Annotated in this window: 18 protein-coding genes; 7 read left to right on the plus strand and 11 right to left on the minus strand. The window is 33.5% G+C overall.

Annotated elements, in window-relative coordinates; all coding sequences use genetic code 11:
• Positions 1–76 precede the first annotated feature (76 nt).
• The 3 genes from AsAng_RS16100 (at position 77) to AsAng_RS16110 (ending at position 1676) form a co-directional block, all read left to right on the plus strand.
• Positions 77–442, plus strand: coding sequence for a helix-turn-helix domain-containing protein (locus tag AsAng_RS16100; RefSeq protein ID WP_264788128.1), 366 nt, complete (start codon positions 77–79; stop codon positions 440–442).
• A 71-nt stretch (positions 443–513) separates the two neighbouring features.
• Positions 514–1236, plus strand: coding sequence for a PKD domain-containing protein (locus AsAng_RS16105; RefSeq protein WP_264788129.1), 723 nt, complete (start codon positions 514–516; stop codon positions 1234–1236).
• 122 nt (positions 1237–1358) lie between these two features.
• On the plus strand, positions 1359–1676 hold the full coding sequence (locus AsAng_RS16110) for a PKD domain-containing protein (protein ID WP_264788130.1): 318 nt from the start codon (positions 1359–1361) through the stop codon (positions 1674–1676).
• Between the two features lie 663 nt (positions 1677–2339).
• On the opposite strand, the gene AsAng_RS16115 is transcribed toward AsAng_RS16110, so the two are convergent.
• The gene (locus tag AsAng_RS16115; RefSeq protein WP_264788131.1) at positions 2340–3101 is read right to left on the minus strand and encodes a hypothetical protein; all 762 of its coding nucleotides are present in this window, start codon (positions 3099–3101) and stop codon (positions 2340–2342) included.
• A gap of 81 nt (positions 3102–3182) precedes the next feature.
• Here AsAng_RS16115 and AsAng_RS16120 point away from each other — a divergent pair, with 81 nt between their 5' ends.
• A complete protein-coding gene (locus AsAng_RS16120; RefSeq protein ID WP_264788132.1) occupies positions 3183–3356 on the plus strand; it encodes a hypothetical protein in 174 nt (57 codons plus the stop codon).
• A 223-nt stretch (positions 3357–3579) separates the two neighbouring features.
• Here the strand turns inward: AsAng_RS16120 and AsAng_RS16125 are convergent, their stop codons facing one another.
• From AsAng_RS16125 to AsAng_RS16145, 5 genes are read right to left on the minus strand one after another with little or no spacing between them, the layout of a single operon-like run.
• Complete coding sequence (locus AsAng_RS16125; protein WP_264788133.1) at positions 3580–6687, minus strand: type I restriction endonuclease subunit R; 3108 nt, start codon at positions 6685–6687, stop codon at positions 3580–3582.
• A 12-nt stretch (positions 6688–6699) separates the two neighbouring features.
• Complete coding sequence (locus AsAng_RS16130) at positions 6700–9012, minus strand: DUF262 domain-containing protein (RefSeq protein WP_264788134.1); 2313 nt, start codon at positions 9010–9012, stop codon at positions 6700–6702.
• 5 nt (positions 9013–9017) lie between these two features.
• Positions 9018–10904, minus strand: coding sequence for a DUF262 domain-containing HNH endonuclease family protein (locus tag AsAng_RS16135; RefSeq protein WP_264788135.1), 1887 nt, complete (start codon positions 10902–10904; stop codon positions 9018–9020).
• Positions 10905–10934: 30 nt separating this feature from the next.
• Positions 10935–12248 carry a restriction endonuclease subunit S gene (locus AsAng_RS16140; RefSeq protein ID WP_264788136.1) on the minus strand — a complete coding sequence of 438 codons (1314 nt, stop codon included), beginning with the start codon at positions 12246–12248 and terminating at the stop codon, positions 10935–10937.
• A gap of 1 nt (position 12249) precedes the next feature.
• A complete protein-coding gene (locus tag AsAng_RS16145; protein WP_264788137.1) occupies positions 12250–14598 on the minus strand; it encodes a type I restriction-modification system subunit M in 2349 nt (782 codons plus the stop codon).
• 303 nt (positions 14599–14901) lie between these two features.
• Here AsAng_RS16145 and AsAng_RS16150 point away from each other — a divergent pair, with 303 nt between their 5' ends.
• The gene (locus AsAng_RS16150) at positions 14902–17907 is read left to right on the plus strand and encodes a pentapeptide repeat-containing protein (RefSeq protein WP_264788138.1); all 3006 of its coding nucleotides are present in this window, start codon (positions 14902–14904) and stop codon (positions 17905–17907) included.
• 643 nt (positions 17908–18550) lie between these two features.
• On the opposite strand, the gene AsAng_RS16155 is transcribed toward AsAng_RS16150, so the two are convergent.
• Positions 18551–18733 carry a hypothetical protein gene (locus tag AsAng_RS16155; RefSeq protein WP_264788139.1) on the minus strand — a complete coding sequence of 61 codons (183 nt, stop codon included), beginning with the start codon at positions 18731–18733 and terminating at the stop codon, positions 18551–18553.
• 14 nt (positions 18734–18747) lie between these two features.
• A complete protein-coding gene (locus tag AsAng_RS16160; protein ID WP_264788140.1) occupies positions 18748–19068 on the minus strand; it encodes a hypothetical protein in 321 nt (106 codons plus the stop codon).
• Between the two features lie 473 nt (positions 19069–19541).
• Between AsAng_RS16160 and AsAng_RS16165 the strand changes: the two genes are divergently transcribed.
• Together AsAng_RS16165 and AsAng_RS16170 are read left to right on the plus strand one after the other, a co-directional pair.
• Positions 19542–20183 (plus strand): bacteriocin fulvocin C-related protein, encoded by a 642-nt coding sequence (locus AsAng_RS16165; protein ID WP_264788141.1) that lies wholly within the window; start codon positions 19542–19544, stop codon positions 20181–20183.
• Between the two features lie 73 nt (positions 20184–20256).
• A complete protein-coding gene (locus AsAng_RS16170; protein ID WP_264788142.1) occupies positions 20257–21123 on the plus strand; it encodes a TlpA family protein disulfide reductase in 867 nt (288 codons plus the stop codon).
• 42 nt (positions 21124–21165) lie between these two features.
• On the opposite strand, the gene AsAng_RS16175 is transcribed toward AsAng_RS16170, so the two are convergent.
• From AsAng_RS16175 to AsAng_RS16185, 3 genes are all read right to left on the minus strand, one after another.
• Positions 21166–21723, minus strand: coding sequence for a hypothetical protein (locus AsAng_RS16175; protein WP_264788143.1), 558 nt, complete (start codon positions 21721–21723; stop codon positions 21166–21168).
• A gap of 69 nt (positions 21724–21792) precedes the next feature.
• Positions 21793–22341: an N-acetylmuramoyl-L-alanine amidase gene (locus AsAng_RS16180; RefSeq protein ID WP_264788144.1), complete on the minus strand. Its 549-nt coding sequence runs from the start codon at positions 22339–22341 to the stop codon at positions 21793–21795.
• A gap of 648 nt (positions 22342–22989) precedes the next feature.
• Complete coding sequence (locus AsAng_RS16185) at positions 22990–23907, minus strand: SRPBCC family protein (protein ID WP_264788145.1); 918 nt, start codon at positions 23905–23907, stop codon at positions 22990–22992.
• Positions 23908–23998: the final 91 nt, after the last annotated feature.

The raw sequence follows: 23998 nt of genomic DNA on the forward strand, positions 1-23998 counted from the left end.
TTAAATCCTAAAATACAAGTATTTTAATATTTTTATTAGAATTTTAATACTAATTAAAGTTTCCAAATAGCCTCAAATGACTATACAAGAAAGGTTTAAGCTATTCTTAGAACATAAAGATAAAAATCCTACTCAGCTTGCTAAAGAGATTAATGTAAATCAAAAAACATTAGATAATCTTTCAAAAGGAAAAGCTAAGCCTAGTTCAACTGTACTCATTCCATTAGCAGAATTAGGCTTAAACATTAATTGGCTATTAATCGGAGAAGGAAAGATGCTAGATAAAAATACTTCTCCTACTAAGAATAAAGAAGATAAATTTACAAATGACATTGAATACGTCAAACGAGAAAATGAATTATTAAAATCACAATTAAAAGATAAAGAACGAATTATAGAACTAAAAGATGCTATGATCAAGCTATTAAGCAAAGAATCCTAATTACGTATACTGTCCCAATATTATATACATTAAATCCCCCATTCTAAATTACCTCATTAATTACTGTCCTTATGAAAAATTTATTCCCAATAATCCTTCTTGGATTAACATTAACTTCCTCCCTTTCTTCCTGTAAAAAAGATCCCCCTATTTCAAGTATTAGCTATGAAGGTCATTTATTTGTTGGGGAGCGAATAGAGTTTATTAGTGCCAATAAAGATGTAGATAACTATCTATGGAGTTTTGGTGATGGCAGAACAGTAAATGACAATATTGATAGAACCCCACACACCTATACTGTTCCAGGTACTTATACTGTAGAGCTGAGGATTTCTAATCAATCAGGCAGCCATACATCAACTCGAATCATTGAAGTAAAAAGCAAACCTGTCAAAGTAAAAATCAAAAAGGTAACTATAGCAGCCTTTGATTCTCAAGCAAATTGGGATCCAGTAGATATGACTGGACCAGATATTTATTGTAAGATTATTAGACCATTCTCTCTCATTCTTAATCAACCACAAATAACATATTCTACAAGTTCAATTCAATACAATACAACAATCAGCTCCCTTCCATTAGATTATATATACGGTACTCCTGTAGAAGTACCTTTTGATGAAGCGTTCTATATAGAGCTCTATGATGATGATAATGGAAACTCTGACTTCATGGCAAAAGGCTACTTCCTCGCTAAAGAAGAAATCCCTTTTACATCAACAATTGCAGATTTAGAATTTGATGCTTTATACTCAGGATACAAAATGAAAATAGAGGTAGAGTACATTTATTGATAAAATCTCAATCAAAAGATGCTATGATCAAGCTATTAAGCAAAGAATCCTAATTATGTATACTGTCCCAAATATATACGTCAAGTCCCCCATTCTAAATTACCTCATTAATTATTGTCCTTATGAAAAATTTATTCCCGATAGTCCTTTTAGGGCTAGTGTTTACTTTTAGTTCTTGTGAAAAGAAACTTCCTTTAGTCGCCAGCATCCAATATTCAGGAACCCCACAAGTTGGAGAACAAATGACTTTCTCTAATCAAGAAGACTTCTCAGCTCGTTACTATTGGAACTTTGGTGATGGCACCACTTATACTGACTATTATAAAAACACAGAGATCTACCAAACTTACACTACAGCAGGAACTTATGACGTTACGCTTACCATAACAAGAGATCAAGAAACTGCAATAGCAACACAAAGCATCACTATAGCACCGTAGCTAAATCACATTTTAGAAAAATTGCTCCTATATAGCATACCTATGCTAAAAAACTTTTCTTTTTCTAAAAACGTGACAAGACCTAAAAAAGCACTATGTTTCTTTTTTTCCCTTCCTAGTGGTAAATTTAGTGTTTTTTTGTCCAACAAGTCCAACATTCAACATAAACGACTGACTATCAACAGTAAACTATGTTGGACTTGTTTATTTTTTGTTGGAAACAGGGTATAATTTGTTGGACGAACTGCCCAAATGTTGGTCTGTTAACATTTTCATAACTTATATAGAAAAGTATAATGGACCAACATTTTCCAACATAGTCCAACATTTCGGGGGCTGTTTCCAACATGGTCCAACGGCATTTAAGCCTATTATTATTATTATTTATCTTACTCAAACTATTATATATAAAGGGATAGCCGTTTTTTCCTTTGTATTAGCTCTAACAGATGTTGGACGTGTTGGACTTGTTGGACGCACTTTTTGTGTTCGGAAGCTCAAAAAAAGAAAAACTATTAACTAGTGTTTTAGTTTGTTTGTTTATTCCGTAGCTTGTGACATAGTAAAAGCATTTTTTTTCACAAAAACACCTTTACAGGATAACTCTCCTGGTTCATAGCAATAGAAAAGCCCCAAAGAGTTATTTCCCCTTGAAGCTTTTTTTTAAAATTTGAAAGGAATTTCAGTATGTAATACTTTTTCTCCATTCACAATTTCTTTTGCTTTAATTTCCATATAAGTAGAGTTATCAATTTCAAGTTGCCCTAGGGTAAAACTATATGAAGATACATTTGCTTCTCCTAATTCTTTTAAGTCAACCTCATTACTCGTGGTATAACTCCATTTATAGCCTTTCCATTTAGTACGTAATCCATTTTTATCATTATCAACATTTATCTCAGTGAAATCATTTAATTCAAAACCGTCAAGCCAAGCTTTTTTTTCTTTAACATCAATTTTTAAAAGATTTAATAAGTCAAGTTTATTCTTTGATTTAAATGTTAATTCATCCCCTATATATATAAATTCTACATCTTCTGTTTCACTAATCTGAACTTCCATTCCAGTCCCACTTTTAGTGAATTCGTTTAGCTCGTTATACTCACTTTCTGTTAAACCTAGATTAGGATGATACTCCACTGGACTACCAGTTTCTTGCATTATTTTTTGTTGCTCAATAAACCATTCTCTATTTAGTTCAACAGCCTTCATCAATTTAGCTTGTAATTCCTGAAGTCGGGGATCTACTTTTACAGCGTCCAATACATCAACTAGAAATTCCCCTTCAGGAATTAATATTTTAACATCTTTTGCAAAGATACCTGTGATTTTTTCGTTAAGTACCTCTTCAGAAGGTTTGTTTTCAGGAGTAGAGCAACAAATGGCGAGAAAGAAAAAGGTCAAAAGAGTTAGTTGTTTTTTCATAAGAATTATAGTTCATTTAATTTTAATGTAAAAATTGTTTTGAAACTTTATTTAACGCAAAAATAGACAAAACAACAGTATGTGACCATTCCAAACGCTTTTTTTCCTACGGTCCAGGAAAAATTAAAGAATCGCACCCCAAATGAATATTTATTCCCTGGAGCGCATCATTTGTCTCCTACTGGTATGAATACTTTTGGACGGCAACATAGAGAATTGTTAAAAGAATTGAGTTTTGACACTCAAACGCTATAAAATGTATTCTTGGAAACATACGGGCGCTATGATGGCGATCAAGACTGGTGCCTAGGTGAAACAATTGTAAATTCAATTGCGCCATCATTCATTGGATCAGGTGAACGAATACTTGAGACAGTTGGACGTTTCTGATTGGGGGGGTACGGGCTAATTTTCCTGGTATTTAAAACTAACAAGCCCCAAAGAGTTATTTCCCTTTGGAGCTTCTCTAAAAATAAATTTAGTGCTTAAAAGTAAAATCATCAACCCCAGTCATACGCTTCATATTATCAATAAATGCCTGGGCAAACCCCTCATCTTTCACAAACTTCTTATACATTTCTAAATCCAACTTACGTTGCCGAGCCATAATTTCTTTGATAATTTTTTCAAAAGCTAAATCACGGTTTTGAGTATCTACATTTTCAGCTACTTTTGTTTGGAAGTCTGGATGCGCTTCAATGCTTTTCTTATAAGATTCAAACTTGATGCGCTGTTCTTCTGGTGTTGCTTCCCACCCCTGAAACCACTTCTCATTGAAATTTTGAATAATAGCCTCTAAGGTATCTTTTTCCTCCTCACCACCATGGGCACCTCTTGGATTTGGATTTTGAGGATCTAGCTCCGTTTCAGATTCATCCAATCCAATCTTTTGATTCAATTTGACACGCTCTAGACCATAAGTAGATAAATCAACAGAATTGAGCAATTCATCTAACATATCTTTGTTGGGATCTATAATAATCAACTTAGGAATCAGAAATTTTAAGAACCAGAAAAGCTGCTCCCACTTCAGAACTTCAAAAGGCATAATAGAAGCCATTTGCCCGTATATCTTGACAAATTGCTTGGCTTTGATCTTAAAATCTGCTTTTTCATCGTCTTCTAATTCCAATTCATTGTTGAACCGTTCCGCAGCCACATCAATAATAGGACTTAAAAGTTGAGCATCTACACTGTTAAAGTATCGCTCCACAAAATCCTCTACTTCTGACCATTCATAAACTCCCAAATCATCTAAAGTGCTTTTTAATTCATGCAATACATTTACATCAGTAGCTTCACTGAGAGAAGTTGACGTATAGAAGTCATCAAAGGCATTTTTTAGATCGTCTGTTGTATTGAAAAAATCAAGTACAAATAAATCCTCTGTTTTTTTATTAAGTTTGTTCGCAGAACGATTTAAACGAGAAAGCGCCTGAACTGCTAAGACACCTTGAAGTTTTTTATCCACATACATCGTACATAACTTGGGTTGGTCAAAACCTGTGAGGTACTTATTGGCAACAACAAGCACTCTAAATTCATTCATGTCAAAATATCGGGCAAGCTTGTCACTAATATAATCTGGATCAGTCGATTTTGCGTTGTCTAAATGAGCAGGAAGATCATTAATAGTATCTTCAGTATATTCGATTCCATCTACTTCTTTCTTTCCAGAAAAAGCAACAACAGTTCTAAAAGGATTCCCCTTCTGTGTCAAATATCTATTGATTGCTTTATAATATCGAATAGCCGCTTCAATACTCTGAGTAACAACCATTGCTTTTGCCTTTCCCTTTAGCTTTTTAGTCTTGACCACATTATTGATGAAGTGCTCCATCATAATCTCCGCTTTGGTATCAATGGTTTGCTGTAGATTCTCTACATACTTACGAAGTTTCTTTTGTGCTTTTTGGGTATCAAAAAGCGGGTTCTCCTGGATTGATTTCTCAATTTCGTAATAACTCTTGTAAGTGGTATAATTGGCTAACACATCCAAAATAAAGCCCTCTTCTATGGCTTGCTTCATGGAGTATAAATGAAATGGCTTAAAGCTCCCATCCTCTTGTTTTACGCCAAACTTTTCCAAAGTAGAACTTTTTGGGGTGGCCGTAAAGGCCATATAAGAAACGTTATTGCGCATCTTTCGAGCAGACATCAAAGCAAATAATTTCTCTTGAGCATCTCCTAATGTATCTGCCATTGCCTCCTTCCCTAAGACTTGATTCATTTTATCTGCTGTAGAGCCACTCTGGGAACTGTGTGCCTCATCGATGATAACAGCAAAATGTTTATCACTCATATCTGTAATAGCTTCAACAATAAAAGGGAATTTCTGAATGGTAGAAATAATGATTTTCTTTCCTTGCTGAAGCGCATCTTTGAGGTCAGAGGATTTAAAAGCAGGAGCAACAATGTTTTTTACTTCAGAAAAGCTTTTAATGTTTTCTCTAATTTGTTTGTCTAGCAGTCGTCTATCCGTAACCACGATTACAGAATCAAACAAAGGGAACTCTAGCCCTTTACTGCCTTCAATAGAAGCATTAATAGGATAGGTTTCTATCAATTGATAAGCAGCCCAGGTGATTGAATTAGATTTTCCTGATCCTGCTGAATGTTGAATCAGGTAAGTATGACCAACGCCATTATTACTCGCATGGTCAAGTATCCTTCTAACGACATCCATTTGATGAAAACGAGGAAAAAATAAGGTTCTTGTCTTTAGGGCATCCTTGGGCTTACCATCAAAGCGTACAAAATGCTGAATCAAATTGGCTAAACTTTTTCTAGTAAATACCTTCTCCCATAAATAGGCGGTCTTGTGACCGTTGTTATTGGTCGGGTTTCCTTTCCCGTTCTTATTTCCTTGGTTAAATGGCAAAAAGTAAGTGCTTTTCCCTGCCAATTTGGTGGTCATATAAACCTCGTCTGGATCTAAAGTAAAATGTACCAAACAACGACCAAAATTTAGGAGTGTTTGATTAATGTCTCTATTGTTTCTGTATTGGTGTTGTCCATGGTATCTAGCGTTCTGACCTGTCCAAATATTTTTGAGCTCCATGGTAAGGATGGGCAGACCATTGATGAAAATGACCATATCGATCTCTTGTCCTGGATTGGCTAAAGAATATCGAATTTGACGAGTGACGCTAAACTCATTGTTCTCAAAGTTTTGCTTGACTTGTGCCCCACTACTGGCTAATGGAAATTGATAGAATAAGGTAAAACAAGCATCATCCACTTCCAGACCTTTACGGAGGACATGCAATAGACCATATTTATTGACCATTCGATGTAGGCGCTCTAAAATTTTTAGCTCCCAGTTGTTTTGTTTTTGAAGTTTCTCTAGTTCTTCTTTCTGGGTGCTTTCTAAGAAGTGCCAAAACCGTTTTTTATCAATGGCATATTGAGCGTCAAAGTCATTCGGATTGCCAATATAGAAACCTTTACCTGTTCGATACGTTTCTTTTTGGTCCGCAGCAATGCTTAATTCAATGCCTTCTTCTTTTAATTCTTCTAAGCAGGTACCTGTTAGCGTTTTTTCTATGGCTGACTCTAGTGCTTGTTCATTGGTTTTGCTGGTCATTGGTTCGTTTTATTAGGAGAAACAATTTTTAATATATTCTAAGGTGTCATCTTGATTTTCAAAAACTTTATTTTCTTTTCCCTTCTGCTTAATCAAGTACTTATTTGTTCCATCATGATTGTAAACAATTTTTGTTTTTCTCCTCTTAATTTGACTTATGCCATATTGACTTAGAGATTCAATGAATTCAAGTTTTATATCTGAAGCAGCAAACCCAATTTTTTCTAAAGCATCTTTGAGCAAAACAGATTGTACATGAGGGTCTTTATATTTATTATATTTAGATGTTCTGAGTACATAAATTTGGTTTTCATTGAAAAATTTAATGTACATCCGTTTAGACTTTTGCAATAAAGAGGGGGTCTCAATAAAATCTTTACGCCAATCATCACAAATATGATTTTTAATCATTTGGGATAAGGACTTGTTTACTTCATTTATATTGACTTCATCAAACAATTCTTTCAAATACCTTACTCTAGGAATGTAAGTTTGATTAGTTCGGTTTCCACTCTCTTTTAGCAATCTTTTCCAACTAATATCACGATGTCTATTAATCAAAAACGACCAGTTTCTTGAATACAATAAATAATCACCTTTAGTTAAAAGTGCCCTTCTAAAAATTTCATCAGGAAATTCCCTTAGCCCATTATCATCGAAAAAAACATTGAATTTCTCAAAATACTCTTTTGCTTTATTGAAAAGAGCTAAATCTTCTTCATCAGTCCACTTTAATTTATTTTCAAGATATAGATCATAAATTCCAGCAAATGATAACGAGAACATTATTTGACCATTTAGATAAGGGTGAGCTTCTGCTTCGTAAATAAAATCTTTCCAATGTTGAGATTTTAAAATTAAATGAATTTTAAGCTTTTCTTCTTTTACCTGTTGGGCATCAAATCCGTTTTTAGTAATACTAAGAAATGTATCATAAATATCTTCATTATAGTTAGCTATCAATTCATCTATAAAAGCAATATTTCTTTCTAAGTCTTTTATTTTATTATAGTTATCATTATTGGATAAGTTCTTGATTAACCTGTCCCACCTTAATAACTCACTTGATGTTATACTTTCTTTATTGGCTATTAAAAATTTTGTAATAGCATAAAACATCAACCTAACTTCATATAAAGCATCCCCAATAGTAAAGCTATTGAATATGGTATTGATAATATCCTTCTTTTCAATAAATTTATTATTGGCTGTAAGGTATTTCTTTACGGTTTCATTAGAAGAAATCAATAAATCAAGTACTTCAATAAAAGTGATGATTGTCTCTTCATTTAGAAGTTTTAACGTTTTAAACCTATAAAAGGTGAGTTCAGGTTGAGCTCTAAAAACGTTTAAACAATTATCTGCTTCAACCTCATTTATTCTTATTAATTCATTAATAGAAATAAAAGCGAGTAAATTTAAAAGCTTATCATCAAATTCATTTGTCTTTCTGTTTCTTAAATCCCAAAAGTAATCAGTCCATGAGGTATCTATTTTCGTTGCAAAATAGGTCTCTACATTAACAAATTTTCTTCCTTCACTATGCTCTATTTCATAATTGTAGTTGTCATTAAATTCTGACTCTCTTAGGTACTTATTTAGTTCAGCCTTTAAGTTTTCAAAGTTAGTCAAAGGCTTTCCTCTTGCATTCATTTTTATGTATAAATCATCGGAAATACCATAGTTCTTAATATCTAAAAAATTAAAGACAATACTAGGTGATTCTTGTTTAATAAGAGTCTCAAATTTTATCTCATATTTTTTCTGAGTGTACATGTCATGGATCTCATCTAGCATTGTAATCGCAGATTGGACAGTTAAATCATACTTCCAATCAATGAAATACCAGTTCTTGTTACTTATGACAGTTCTGAATGAGACATTATTAGTGAATATATCTTCATAGTCTTCATCATTTAGACCTTTATTGATTTCTACGAAAAAATTGGTAGATGATTTTCTAGTTTGATAACTGAACTTTGTAAAAGATTCTTTATAAGAACTTACTAGCTTCTGTCTATATGCAAGATACCAATGAAGAAGGTAAAGTGTTGTTAAGCGTTGTTGACCATCTAGTGGTATGAATGCCTCGGAATCTATATAGCCATATATAAAATCAAGTTCTAAAGGAGGGGCATTATTATCTCGTACATCAATTATTCTTTCAAATAAATCAGAAACAAAGACTTTTCTAATCTCTTCTGCTTTTGTGTTATTACGTCCTTGAGCATAATCTCTTTGTATCATTGGAATTAATATACCTCTTTTTATATCAGAGTTGTCCAGTTGGTTATTTAATAAATTCCATATAGTTTTTGTGCTCATAATTTTTAATTGAGGTATTCTAATGATGATTTTATACTTTCTATATATGCTTTTCTGTCATTATATGTCCAATATGCTAGATGATTTGGAGTAGGTGTATAATATTTAAGAAAGACCTTTTTTGTTTCACTTGGGATATATAAACCTGCTTTATCTTTTTCCAAAATCAATTTTCTTTTAATGTCAAATAAAGAATTTTTTAAAGCAGAATTAATTTTACCATCCAATAGAGCCAAGTTAGCAATAGAATGGTCATCATTTATCCATTCATATTCATCTTCTTCAGCCAAGGATATATCTTCGTCATTATCATTTTGAGCTTCAAGATTATCTATCTCAGCTATTTGCTTTTGAATATAGTCTGTAATTACTTTGAAACATTCCTCAAATCCCTCACGAGGGATTTTGTTCTCTTCTAAAGACAGAAGGTTTTCTATCTTGACAATAATTACATTTACTTCATTATTGGGGGAGAGCTTTGCTTTGAAGAAACTAAGATGGTCATTCAACCAATTAACGTAATCGTCTTCTCTTAAATCATCAGAATTTTGAGCAAAAATATGTTCAAGTGTCCATGATTTATTTTTTAATTTTTCAAAAGGGAAGGATTGCTTTTTATCTTGGACTTGTAAGCTATTTATGATGTTATGAACCTTCAGGATTGTATCAATTTTTTCATTTTGACCTTTCGTTCCATATCTCAGCTTTGAAATATCCTTGATGTTGATTAATTCTCTAATCTTAGACTTAATATTAGCTAGAAACACTTTACGGTTGTTTGTAATGAATTCATCTATAATTTCAATTATTGGATAGTTTTGGTAAATCAAAAGTCCAATTAAGTGATTATAGGTCTTATCATGATACCATTCTATTAGAATGTCGAATATCTTCTTTAAATCATTCCACTCTTGTTCTATAAAAGAAGTATTGCTTTCAGCATATTTTTTCAATTCTTCTTTGTTGCTCCTAATAGCTTTCACCTTATCATAAAAGTATTTAAACGAAAAATATTTATTCTTTTCATTTGTCTGCTTATGAGAGCATAAATCCATTATGTAATCTACTCTCGTTTCATAATCTTTCTTTCCTCCATAGACAAAGCCCCAAATACTAGGGTCTTGCAATTTCTTTTCCATCAAATCCCACTCTAATGCAATGGCATTTTGTTTTAAGGTTAGAATATCTTTAAAAACATCAGATTCTTTGTTAAGAGAAGCGAACCCAATAGACAGATTATTCTTACTTAGAAATACTGCTTTTACCAATTCGGCATTTGTTAAAGGTATTTTGCCTATATTTATTCTAGTAAAAATATCTATAGCATCAACATATTGAGATGTTACAACCTCATACCAGATGAATTCTAAAGATTCTGCAATAGCATCAAAAAGTTTAGTAGTGATGTTTGGTTTTATATTTTTAGTTTTTTTTATCCAAGCATCAATCGTATTATAGGCAGTACTAATGTAATGGTAATCTGGGTTTTTATCACACAAATCTTCATCCTTCACCTTTTCATCCAAATGCCTTAAAAATTCACCACTATCAGGTCTAGTTTTGTATTCTAAGGAGAATAAGTCAATATCACTATTACTTTTCTTTAGCCTTGATAAAATAATGAAAATGGTTGTTAGTCTTTGTTGCCCATCTAATACCTCATATCGACCATCTTGCATTCTCTTGACAACGATTGGTTGTAAGCAGTATTTGTCGTCCCTTTTTTCTGATGTGTTGATGAACTCTAAAATATCCTCTAATAAATCAACTACTTGGTCATACTCCCAGCGATAGCCTCTTTGATAGTCTGGAATAAAGAATTGATATTTAGGTTTATCATCTTCTTGTGCTAACAATTTGCCAACAGGCACTACATCAAGTCTACTTTCCATAGTGTTTTCTTTTATTAGTTTGTTTTTTACTTATACCTTCACCTTACCTGTCACTACTTCATTTATTAATACTTGTTTGTATTCTTTTAATTTGTCAATTAATTTAGATTGATAGAGAATTGATTTATCAATTTTTATTTCATGATATTGTATATATTCAACTATGCTTTGTTGTTCTTCAATGTCAAAAATAGGGATATAAAAGTTATTAATATCTGATTGAAATAAATGAGGTACTCCCATTCCATCCTTCTTTTTCTCAATTAGTTTTTGGCAAGTTTGGCTTTTGATAAATAAATCAAGGTATTCTGGTAATAGCTTGTCCTCTTGAATAACTCTTAGTACAGCAATTGAAGAATTAACAGTGCATTTGAAGGGTAAACCTCTTACTATATTGCTTATTCCCAGCGTAGAACCATCTTTAACTAATAATACATCTCCTCTTTTTAACATGATTTCAGGAGATTCATAGTATCTAAATTGTGTTATGAAGTTAGCATCATTATATGCAATATCCTTATGTTTTATATTAGGTGTAGCAAGAAAACCATAATCACTTTTATCAACATATTCATCAGCCTTTAATCCTTTCCAACCTTGACGAGCTTTTGTCCTAATGATATATTTAAACTTCATACATTTCCACCCCTCAGGAATATCCCCAATCCAATCCACACCACTATCCTTCATCTTCACATCAGGATTCAAGCCACGAGTAACTGCATTCTGAATGATGATTTGTTTCCGTTCTTTGAGTAGCTCAATGAGCTTTTCTTTTTGTTGAATGGCTTGGTCTATTTTTGCACATTTGTTATCTAAGAAGTTTGCTATTCGGGTTTGTTCTTCTAAGGGAGGAATTCCAATTTTAATTGACCTCATTTCATCATATCGAGTTGTCCATAAATCAGCGACAATTCCATGTCCCATTCTGTAAAACTCTTCAATGAAATTGAAACTTTTTAGCAAGTAATTGCAGTATATAGGAGCTATTCCTTGGGGTTCCATTATAATATTAATTAAAGAAACTGAACCATCTTGGTAAGCAATACCACTTGAACCTTTTCTATCTGAACGACTATTTATTACAAAGTCTCCCTGTTTTACTAATTTTCTATTATCTCCATCATTTGTTTTTGCGGCACTTGATAATTGAGGAACTATACCATTCTTAGTTACAGAAAGTGCTGGATAATCTTTATCTGATACCTTTGTTTTTCTGTTCTTAAATTTAGTTCCTAAACGTGTTAACTCCCAATGCTCAGGAATATCCCCCAACCATTCCACCCCAGAATCCTTATAAGCAGAATACTTTTCCAATTTATGTTTATTCATTATCGTTTCCATATTACACCAAGTTTAATATTTCTCGAATCAAACCATCACTTTCTTCCTCCAAGGAAATAATATCCTGTGTTACTTCCTCCAGTGATCTCAACGGCTTATGTTGGTAGAAATACTTATTGAAACTAATTTCATAGCCAATTTTAGTAGTCTCCAGATTAACCCAAGCTTCTTCTACATGCGGTTGTACTTCTCGTAAGAAATAGGTATAAATATTTTCTTTTAGCGGTACATTTTCGGTATCTCTTAAATCGCTATCCGTTTCATATTGAAGGTATTCATTGGGCGTATCCGTAGCATAGTAGCCAAAATCTGCCAACTGCTCCTTTTTACAATCCAATCGAGCCAAGAGCTGTTTTAATTTATCACCAGCCAATTTCACCTTGCCTTTGATGACTTTAGCAGCATTCGCATCATAAGTGCTGATAACATTCAAGATTGCTTTTTTTTCTCCAGCCGAAAGCTTGGTTTTGGTCGCTTTAAGCTGTGCATCTACCTTCGTTTTTAATTCATTGAAGTCCATGTAGAGATCCGTTCCAATAGCCTCTAATAAGCGAGTACCTACTGTCCGTAAATTTTTATGTTTGTTCCAAGTTTTGGATGTAGTCAAAGCCGTTTTTTGCTTAGCAGAGAGATTGATTCCTTCTTCCTCACACCAATCCAAGATTACCTCCTTATGTTCTGCTACGTTTTCATAAATAGCCTCCCCATAAGTCTTGTAAGCCCATTGCATCGCCTCTTTGATGGACTTATCATAGCGCAAGCTTTCGATGGCTTCTTTGGTAAATTGAGCTTTGAGTCGTTTAGGGCGTTCAATACTTACTTTGTAATAACCAAAGTCCCTATTGTCAAATACCTGAGCTGCTATGCTAGCATCAGAGCTACGCTCTACGGATTCCATTTTGGTATAGACTTCCAGTATTTCATCAATATGCTCAGGAGCAAATTCACAGTTTTTGTCTCCAAGGTTCTTTCGCAATTTGCGATAGAGCTGTCCTGCATCAATCAACTGTACTTTGCCTTTGCGATGAGGAGCTTTGTTGTTACTCAATAACCATATATAAGTAGTGATTCCTGTGTTGTAGAATAGGTTATTGGGCATTTGAATAATGGCTTCCAATAAGTCATTTTCAATAAAGTAGCGTCTAATATTGCTCTCCCCACTTCCTGCATCCCCTGTAAACAAACTGGAACCATTGTGAACCGAAGCAATTCGAGAACCTGTTGGGCTTTGTTTCAAGCTTTTCATCTTGCTCACCATTTCCATCAAGAACAGTAATTGCCCATCCGAAGAACGAGGAGTAGCAGGGACCTCTTCTTCCTTGTCCCAATAATCCTTGAGCTGGATCGCAAAACGAGGATCAATAATATCCTTTCCATCTTTGATGTATTTCAGCTCGCTGTTCCAGGATTTTCCATAAGGAGGATTCGAGAGCATAAAATCAAAATTGTGTCCTGTAAATTCATCGGTAGAAAGCGTGGAGCCATTGCGGATGTTCTCAGGATTGTTGCCCTTAATCATCATATCCGATTTACAAATGGCATAGGTCTCATCATTGATCTCTTTGCCATATAAGTAAACATCACTCTTGTATTTGATCTCGCCTTCTTCATCTTTGATGAAGTTCTGTGCTTCTGTCAACATTCCACCAGATCCACAAGCAGGATCATAAATTGTCATGACAGGAGGCAAATGTTCTTTGATGGGAATAAATACAATCCGAGTCATTAAGTCAATTACCTCACGAGGCGTAAAATGCTCTCCAGCCTCTTCATTGTTTTCTTCATTAAATTTACGAATCAACTCTTCAAAGACATAGCCCATCCCCAAATTGGTCAGTGCATTCATTTTTCTGCCTTCTGGGTCATCCTTGTCTTTATCGGTCAAGTTGATATAAGGAGAGGTAAATTTCTCCAGTACTGTCAATAAAACATCCTTAGATGCCATGTGACGCACTTGAGTTTTTAGGTTAAATTTATCAATAATCTCTTTTACATTTGAACTAAATCCATTCAAATACTCTTCAAAGTTAGCTTGAAGTAGTTGTTGGCTATTAGTAGCCGTATTGTAAAGTTTTTGTAAGGTCCACTTACTTGTATTATAGAAAACATAACCTGAAGCCTCTTTCATTCCGTTCTCATCCCACTCTGTAAATTGCATCTCATCTCTCTGAAATTTGAGTTCTTCCATAACCGCCTCTTTGGTAGGCTCCAAAAGTGCATCCAATCTTCGAAGAACGATCATAGGAAGAATGACATCTCTGTACTTACCACGTACGTATACATCTCGCAAGCAATCGTCTGCAATTGACCAAATAAAAGAAATTAGTTTATTATGTGTGGAATTATCCATTTTCGCTTTATTCTGTTTAATCTATAATTTAATTTTTGCCCTCTAATAAAAGCAAAAAACTTGTCTTGAATCGTAGAAAGCTAACAAATAAAAATCATATTTTAGTAATTATAATTAAAAAATATCCAGCCTTGATCAATAAAACAAACGGCTTTTCATTATAGCTTCAGATTTGTTCTTTATCCTTAGTCGTAGATCCAATTTAGGGGAAATTCTATTTTATTTTTTTATATTTAAAATATCTTTTAACAATCGTATTAATGAATCCATCTTTTCGACTCTTAACCCCGAATGCTCTTTGCTATGGACAACCCCAACACACTAGAAATAAAAATCGATGCCTCGCTAGCAAACAAGACCTTTAAACTATTTAAAAAACTAGCAATCAACAGCTTTAACATAGTAGAAATCGTTTTAAAAAAGGATATAAAAAAAGGAATTGAAACCCTAAAAGACATTACAACGACAGACACACGTTTCGATACTCCAGAGAAAAAATTAGCTTTTGAGTTAATCACAGAAGCACTCAAAAAAGCCATTCAAAAGCTCAGAGAAGAAGTTTTTAAGGAGTATTCGATCAATACTACTCTCCTAACAGAGAATAAAGCATACCATAAGTTAATTAATCAACAAGAGGTCGTTTTTCAAGAAGGATTTGTAATTGATGGTAGCTTTTTCAAGCAGCCCAAACAATTTGCCTTATTGGCTCCCTTACAAGAGCTACTTCAAGAACTTTTTGAAGCTGTTGGACTAAAAGCTAAAAATGCCTTAAACTTAAGTTTAGAGCTGAAAGAATACTTTGTGATTGAGCTGCATAGGTATTGGCGAGAACATGCCATTGCTCTTAAGCCCTTAGATACTTATTTCAACAGCCCTTTTTCTTCTACTGTAGAAAATATTTTAGAATGGCAAGAGTATAATATAAAACTACGAAGAGCTGCTAACTCAACGGTCTTTGACGATAGTGTCACACTAGCCGATTTATATATTTCTTTACGAGGGTATTATTTAATCAAAGAAGAATCCGAAGACTACCTAGATAAAGACTCCTTTATTCAACACGTCATTATGGTTGAGGATAGTTTGGATGAATGGCTCACTCAAGATAAAAATGAAGATCATATTCGAGTGATCTCTGGAGGTCCAGGAAGAGGAAAATCTACCTTGTGCAAAATATGGGCTGCAAAGCTAACAGAACAAGTTAAAGATTGGCAGGTATTATACCTCCCCTTTCATTTGCTAAGCCTCAAGGATTCATTGGAGCAAATGATTGAAGAATATCTCAAGCTCCCTCATTTGCCTTTTACTCAAAGCCCATTAATGAGGTTAAAAGGTTCAAATAATAAATTACTACTGATCTTTGATGGGCTGGATGAGCTATCTGCTCAAAATCTCCAAACTGCTGATATTGTCAGGCAATTTATTGATGAACTTAGACATAAGTTAAACAGTTATAATTACGACCAATTACACCTAAAAGTACTTCTTACGGGTAGAGATTTAGTAATTCAGCAATGCCAAAAAATATTTAAAACAGAACCTCAGTTCATTCATTTATTGCCATACTTTATACCTTCTAAAAATAGACATGAGACTCCTTATTTTGCTAACTATCCAATTCAAGATCCTAATAAATTATTAGATATTGACCAAAGAAACTCTTGGTGGTCCCAATATGGGAGTCAAAAAAATGAGAGCTTCCGCAATATGCCTGAAGAACTTACAGCACTCCCCCATTTAGACGATATAACAGCAGAACCACTACTCAATTATTTGGTGGCTATCACATGGCGTAGCGATCCTAAGATATTTAATCAAGATACTAATTTAAATACCATCTATGAAAAGCTAATTAGTGATGTATACGAGCGTGATTATGCTCCCAAAACAACGCATCACCTTAACAAAAAGATTGGCACTAAAAAAGATTTTTTGGCCATTCTCGAAATGATTGGCTTGGCAGCTTGGCAAGGAGGTAATACAAGGGCAACAACCGCTGAAGCTATTGATCATTTCATTGACCAAATAGGTTCTCGCAAGCTCAAACAACAATTTAAACAATATAAAGACAATCCAAACACCAATACGGATCGCTTGTTTTTAGCGTTCTATTTTAAAGAATCTACTAAAAATAGTGCTGGTGTTCCTTCTTTTGAGTTTACGCATAAAAGTTTTGGAGAGTACCTAACGGCAAGAGGTATTATAAGTTTATTAAAAAAATGCAATAGACGATTCATTAAATTTCAACAAGATGAAGATGAAGATTCTCGCCCTTTTGAGTCTAAAGAGGCTATTATGGAGTTACTTCAAATTTCTAATTATCCCATAGATGGAGATCTCTCCGAGTTTATAAAAAATGAAATTGCTTTAATGAATGAAACAGATCCCAAACGATTAGATACCTTCCATGATAATCTTTGTATTTGGATCAATTATGCAAGTCAAGAGATTGAAACCATAGATCAATTGATTCCTTCTTCTCAATATCATCTTTCTTGGAATACCAAATTAAAAATTCATCGAAACTTAGAGGAAATGCTAATGATTATAAGGATTTCTTGTACTGAAATTCTAGATAAGAATTCCTACCTAAATTTTGATTTACAAAGCTGGTGTAAGCGAACCACCTTTTTTAATTCTAATTCTATTGGATTAGGATCTCTTTATCAAATATCCTTGCAAGAGGCTAACTTAGAAGAAGCTAATTTACAAAAAGTTGACTTATACAGATCCGATTTACAAAACGCTAATTTAATGTTGTCTGACTTGCGAGGGGCTGATCTAATGTTGTCTAACTTGCAGAGAGCAGATTTTCGAGGAGCAGACTTGCAAGAAACTAATTTACAAGGAGCTAATTTACAAGGAGCTAATTTGCAACAAGCTAATTTGGAACGAGCTAATTTGCAACAAGCTCAATTGATAGGAGCTAATTTACGGGAAACTCAGTTGCAAAGAACCAATTTGCTAGGAGCTAATTTACAAGGAGCTAATTTAATGTTAGCTGATTTAAGGGAAGCTGATTTACTAGAAGCTAATTTGCAGAGAGTTAATTTTCATGTGGCTAACTTGCGAGAAGCCTATTTAGAAAAAGCTAATTTACAAGGAGTTAACTTAAGAGAAGCTGATTTACAAGGAGCTAATTTAAGGGAAGCTGATTTACAAGGAGCTGATTTTAAAAACGCCTTTTTTGATATAAGTACATTATCAACTGCCAAGACGCTATACCAATCTACAGGTCTATCCAAAAAACAAAAAGAAGAACTGTTAGAACTAAGACCTGATATATTTGATAAACCAAAAGAAGATTAAATAACCGCAATATAGGATACAAAAACAGATACACATTAAATATCAACAGATACATAGATAACTAACAAGCAGGCAGATACACAACACTTAGTATTATCCGATATTCTCCACCGTATAAAAATAGGCGCAAATCATTGTACTTCAATGTTTTGCGCCTTTTCTCATTTACGAACATAGCCTAAATTTTCGGCACTTTTAGCATTTGTGATAATTTTCATTTTTTGTGACAATAAAAAAAGCTGAAATTTATTTTTGTAGAACTCTGCACACAAAAAGCAAAAGAAGTGTGTTTCTGTGACGATCTTTCGTAATCAACTGACAAACATAACACTTATAAGCGTACAGAAATAAAAAAAAGAAGTGTGTCGATTGTGAAAGTGTGTGTGATAGTTTCCCCCTTTCACCCCCTTTTCATTGTTATGACACCTGTTTTTAGGGGTGGTTTCCACCAGTCATTTTGTGACATAGTAAAAACGATTTTAATAAAAAAACCAAACATAAAGACATGAAATTAATTGAAGCATTCAAACTCGCCTTAGAGTTAAAATCAAAAGAATCCAGAAGAAGCACCATTTTAACCTATAGCAGTTTTATAGATATTTTTGAAGGTTATTTAAAGAGCTCCCAAAAAAGCAATTATAAACTAAAGAATTTTAATAAAAAAGAAGCCCTCCGCTTCTTCCACATCTGCAATTAATTCAATCTCTGCATTTCCATCAGCAGGAAGTGGCAAATAAGAAGGTTTGCCCTTAATCATTACGTGTGGTGTTGCAATACAGTTATCGGCTGAGATTGGGGTGTAAATACGGGTTACTTCTTTGTTCATCTTAAGATTTAGTTTTAAAACGTTTTTTGGTAAAAAAAAAATTGTTTGAATTGGGTTTGAATCCATCGAAAGGATTTACAAATTATTGCTTGGTTGGTCATAAAGAAAAACACCAAAGAAATAAGCATAAATAGACACTTAAAAGAGTCTAGCAAGATCATTATCCCCTGTTGGTATTCTATGGCTTCTGAGAGCAGGATAATTCTATTAGCGTGGTCTTGCAAGCCTGTGAATTTTAGGGCAATTACTAGGCTATCAATGTTATCGCTAAGATTGTACACACCAACATTAAAAAAGGTAAGTAGCCATGTCAAAGGTTTTGAAAATGCTTTCATGCTAAAGGAATTTTTTTTTGATGACCATCAATAGTAATATTGTTGTGCCAACCAATGCAATAGATAAATAATCTAACTTAATTTCAAACACAATGTTATTGGGTATGAGCATAAAAAAAGGGTTTAGTTTCTCATCATTAAAGGAGTTTAGGGTTAGTTTTTTCTTTGTTTAGCTGTGTTTATTTGTTGATACAAAGATGCCACAAAAAACACCATAAAAGCGAGTTTTCATGGCTGTTTTTGTGCGTTTTGTGGCGTGTTTCGAGTGATTACGCCCCCTAAGTGTTGCACTAAAAACTTAGGCGTATATGCTTGTTTTGAGGGGGTTACAAAGGGGGGGGGGGGTGAATTACAGGGGGTGGTTGTTTTATTATTAAAAAAAAGAATAATAAAAAGTAAATAATTTTTAAAAACAAATATAAATACTTTTATTTACTTCAAGTTATCTAATTAAAAACCAAAACATTACCTAAATGAAAAAATTATTTTTGGCTTCTATAGCCCTTCTTCTATCAATCGCAATCATTGTTTCATGTAAAAAAACAGAAGCTGAAGTCGTACAAGAAGAGATCCAAGAACAAACTAACACTTCCTTTCGCAACAATGAGGAGTATACTCCTATTCCTAAAGCGGAATATTTAAAATTATCAACATCCACCCAAAAAGGGCAATGGTTAAGTAAATTAAATTACCTATTGAACACACAAGGCTTAAATAACCAACAAAGACCCTTGGTAGAGCATTTGATTGAAAATATTGTAGCACAACCTAATGATATTTTTAAATTTAATGAAGACATACAAGAGACATCTTTATTATTGGTTCAGGTGTTTTCTAAAGTAGATTTTATAAACTCATTCGCTAGTTTAGATGCCAATACTCTAACAGGTGCAAATACTCCAATTTGTGAAGAATGTACAGCGCATTTAGTTGGTGGGAATAATAGCATTGGTGGTGGGTTATCCCCTGCTGGGCTTTCTGATTGTAATTGTGATTGGTCTTGTGGAGATGATCTTGCTAGTAGTAATTGTAGGAATCCCAATTGTTGTGAACCTACTTCAAGTGGTTGTGGTTTTCTATGGCTGTTCCCCTGTGACGGATTAGATACTTTATAACAAAAAAAACACGCTATTTAGGATTCATTCATATTCATTATGGATGATTCTTTTTAGCATCATAATACAACACATGATTCACTATTTTATATATAGCTTTTCTTTAATGGCATTTTGGGGGTTATTGCTTTTAGATGTCAATAAACCAGAATTATTAGGGGTATTTATCGGCTTAACCTACACTTTCTATTCTTCTTTTTTCATCCGTTCTTTTGTTAAGAATGAAAATCGAAAATTACTTTTTATCAAATTTATAGGTCCTGTTCTATATCTTTTAGTAGGCTTTTATGCTCAACCTATTAACTTATATAGTGTTATAGCCCCTATCAATATAGCTTTTTTAATCTTTTGTATTTCCTTATTTTCAAAAGATGCCTTGCCAAAAAAAGAAGTGCAATTTTTTGTTATAGCCTTTATGTATCTCTATAGTTTTTCATTGTATAATTTATGGGATAAAAATATTAATCAAAAAAGCAAACTGAATCAATACGATTTTGAGCGTAAAGCACAATCTATAACCTATGATATTCCAAAACTATCACAGTATAAATTTTTAGATTCTAATTTTGATACGATTAGTTTAAGTAATAATAATGATTATGTCATCATTGAAACATGGAATGAAAAATGCCCCCCATGTTTTAAAGCAATAGCAGGAATGGCAGATTTTTACAAAAACATAGAGACAAAAGCAAAGCATTACAACGTTTATGTCCAATCTCGAAAAAATATAGATTTCAGCAAGGTATTTACTTTTGATAGGATTAAGAACAAAAAAAGCATTTTAGTTGATCTCAATTTACAATCTGATGCAGCTCTTAGTCAATATCCTGTTTTTCTTGTGTTCAACAAGCATGGAAATTTAATTTTTAGTCAAATTGGCTATACTGATGATACTAAAAAGCAGCTACAAGATGGCATTTTATCTGCTATAAAGTAAATAAAACAGTTTTGGAGCTTATACACAACACTCTTTGGGGGCTTATTTGAATCTTTTTTTGACTTGAAATAATTTAACCCCAAGATTAACAGAATGCACATTCTGTAATAAATCATAATCATAACCAACCGCCCACCCCTTCACAGAAACAAATTGCAAACCTACGCTAAGGCTTGAAAATTGGTTGACATTGCCACCAACGCCACCAGTTAGTAACAGAGTACTAACTGGTCGAGGATAAGGCTTTAAAACCTCAATTTTTTTAGTGATAATTTGAGGAACTTTTAATTTATAATCCAAAGCATTTTTTAGTAATTCCCCTTTGACTGTAGATTGATAGTAAAGCGTCAAATTATCATCGGCTATACTATCCTGATACAAACGGGCTGTTTCGTGCTTAGAGGTGTCAATTTTAGCCGTTGGCACGGTTTGTCCTGAACTATCCACATAAACAATTAAAGGCGGAGGGACTTCTTGCCTTGGTAGCTGTATAATGATCGGTTTTGGTGGAGTAGTATCAATACGAACAATAGTATCTATCCGTGGTTGCTCGGTTTGCCAATGGCCAGGGGCCTGTTTACATTGCTGCAAAGAAATCATGTAACCAAACATCAATAGAATAGCGAAAAATTGAAAATTATCTTTATTAAAAAAGTGTTTTTGTACATCTTAAGAATGATATTTGATAAATTTTTCAATAATATCCACTACATAGGCAGCCGCTCTGTCTCGTCCTTCGCTTGTCAGCAAATATTTTTTACATTCTTGCTCATTGTCCATAAAAAACAATTCTAGGATAATAGCAGGGTTTCGAGTTAAGGCTAGAATGTCCCAATTCTTATATTTTATCCCTCTAAATTTACTTTCAGGAAAATGTTTATAAAAAAGGGCTTTTGTCCAACTCGCTAAAACTCTACTTTTGGAGCTTGCTCCATGACATAGCCACGTTTCGCAGCCTTTCCCCCCTCCTGCATTGGAATGTAAATCAATTAAGAAGGTTCTTCCTTTAGATTTTTTATACAAGTAGTCCGCTCTTGAAATCCTTGTACTCCTATGAATATCCTTTTGCTCTGGTACTAGATCATAAAAAGGAATTCCCTTTGCGGTCAATTGTTCTATAGCACGAGCTTTAATGGCTCGGTTATATTCTCCTTCATAGATTGTTGTACCATCTTCAAAAGTGTAGCGTTTGCCCTTGGTTTGGTACACTGCGGTCATGAGCGCTGCGCTTAGTTATTCCCTACGGTCATGAGATAGTTTTTTAGTCCGCTTTGCTTATGATCGTGCATCGCTGTTAGCGAACTTAGCCCTTGGTACACAGTACCCAAATCCCCCAAGTTCACTATGTTCATTCACCAAGCTGCTCGTTCATTATATTCATGGTCATGAGATAGTTGTTTAGTTTTTTGAAAAAAAACATAAAAAAGCATCTTGTATTTAATCCATTAAATACGATTTCTCACGAAGTAGTGGGTTTAAGAGAGTTTAAGTCTGTTTTGTGTTCCCTTTGAACATCAAATCTTGTTTGATCTAAGTAGATTCTTAAAAGCTGTTGGTAATGCTTTTTTTCATAGCGAGTCTGTTTGCCTATCGGTCGAATTCTTTTGTTAAATTCAGGCTAAGAGGAGCTTCATTTGGGACTCCTTTCTATTTACAAGAATTGTTTACTCCCCTTAATAATTAAGATAGCTTAACATTGGTATACCTATTCCCTCAGTTTTAGTCTTGAACTCTACTATTCTTACTATCAAAACTACACAAGGCAACATTTAGGCTGTTTGACCAATTGTATTCAGAGCGTTAAGTGCAACAACACGATAAAATTGGTAGGATCCCACAGCCTCACTTAATTTTTATCGCTTATTGTTACCTGTCGTATTTCTTTTTTAAGTCGTTATTTAAGTTCTCAAAAACATAGTTATGTTCTTGTATTATCCCTATTTTTTCCAATGGTTCCCAATAAAATCTTGGTTTCAATTTTGAAGTATAAGTTGTAATTCTTGTCAATTTGCATTTGCTCTCCTCAACTTCTTCAAAATAATAAATTGCTTCATTGAAACCGAGCCAATTTCTACCAGTCAACTGATAATCTATCACATCCATTTTCAATACTTTCCCAACTTCAAGTTGAGTGATTCGTTCGGTAATTGTTCCACCGCTAAAATAACAAGTCCTAATTCCACCAACTTCTTCTGTTTCTAAAACACATTTTTGTGGAATTGGTAAATCAAGTTTCATCAAAAACGGCTTCTTGGCAATTAAAGTATCAACAGATTTGATTGTATGATATACTTGTTCTGGTGAATAAGGATAGACTTTTTCTGTTTTTACCTCTATGATATCAGAACTATTGTCAATAAAATATTTTTCAATGGGTGCTCCGAACAATGTAATTAATAAAGGTAAAATCATCACGTTTAGATGGTTCTTAGATTTTATAATTCCTTTTTTTGTTAGGTATTTATTTGCCAATGTACCAAGCCATATCAATGGTACTATTATTGGGATTGCCATAATTACACATACGAACCCCTCTAACCCGCCTGCTATCAACAAGGTTAAAAAAATCAGTACGCCAATTAGAAGTCCCAAGAATCCCCATTTTTTTCTTTCCATTTTTCCAACTGCAATTCCTAAGGAAAAAGGAAGCAATACAAAAAAGACCCAACCATAATCCGCAAGTCCAAAATGAAGAAAAGCAAATCCAATTCCGAAATATATCAGGGTTAGCAAAATTGTTATTTTAAAACTTCTGTGTTTTATTATTTCAAGGATTGTATTCATTACTCTTTATTCATTTTTATGACCAGTAACGGCTCGTATAGATTGTGTGCCACGAATTATGCGAAAAGAAATATAGCTAATTCCGAAGCAA

The organism is Aureispira anguillae (genome assembly GCF_026000115.1).
GTDB classification, from domain to species: domain Bacteria; phylum Bacteroidota; class Bacteroidia; order Chitinophagales; family Saprospiraceae; genus Aureispira; species Aureispira anguillae.